Source organism: Bartonella sp. MU37NMGALS, assembly GCF_042194015.1.
GTDB lineage: Bacteria > Pseudomonadota > Alphaproteobacteria > Rhizobiales > Rhizobiaceae > Bartonella > Bartonella grahamii.
Map to the genome: position 1 here is coordinate 1 of NZ_JBHIML010000112.1, position 885 is coordinate 885.

The 885-nt window shown below is 46.2% G+C and carries 2 protein-coding genes; both read right to left on the reverse strand.

Annotated features, from left to right (window positions below; genetic code table 11):
- Positions 1 to 594 (reverse strand): baseplate J/gp47 family protein (locus tag ACFIJP_RS09385; RefSeq protein ID WP_375627151.1); only part of this gene is annotated, 594 nt, incomplete at its 3' end.
- Positions 581 to 885, reverse strand: a 305-nt coding sequence (locus ACFIJP_RS09390; RefSeq protein ID WP_375627153.1) for a baseplate assembly protein, incomplete at its 5' end; no start/stop codon positions are given. The genes ACFIJP_RS09385 and ACFIJP_RS09390, both read right to left, overlap by 14 nt.

Sequence of the window (885 nt, forward strand, 5' to 3'; positions counted from 1 at the left end):
ATTGATCATCCGCTGTACCGCGCTTTTCACAAAGATGTGGTCATTGGTCATTTTAACATGGGGGGCATCAAGGGCTGCTTGTACCTTAGCAATTAAAGCCTCATCAGCTACCCCTGAAGGGGCGTCACTAAAAAGCGCAACATGAATAAGTGGACTTTTAGCCACACGATAAACAAAAGCATCTTTGACATGGATATCGCTTGAGAGGGCAAAATATTGGTAACGTGGCGCTGTGCCACCTGTGGAATGTCCTTGTCTATTCAAGCGAATGCGGCGGCGAAACCGCTCATCATCTTCATCCAAAAGGCGCGTGACCCCATGAAAATCCCCCAGATGATCCAAACTTGTTCCACGCGCAAATGTGAGTAAATTATCCCGCGCCACTTCATTAATTCGCTGGCGCAAAAGCAACTCTTCATAAGCCGCCGCTTGCAATTGAATGACCACCGGATCATAAGCCGTCTTTTCCACATTATAAGGAATATGATGCGCCGCAAAAAGCTCAGTCAAACGCGTGATCTTTTGCTCTAAAATGGCTTCAACAGAAAGCTCTTCAATAATTTGTGGCAGAGGAAAAGGTTCAAACTCTGTCATCACCAACCTCTAAATTGATGCTCATTGGCTCTTGGTGTGACCAATCCCCCAAATGCCCATCGGGATAAAAAACACCCGTTAAAACAAAATGGAACGTACCTTCACGCGTTGCTTTTGTCAGATCAATCCTCTGCAACGAAAACCCAGGCTCTCCACACTCTGGATCATCGAGTGCTTCAACAATTGCTTGATAAAGCTGCATCATCGTCGCAGAATCAGCATTGGCGTCTTGGAATGCTCCAACATCACATCCATAATGACGACGCAAAACCCGTGTCCCAATTCTTGTCG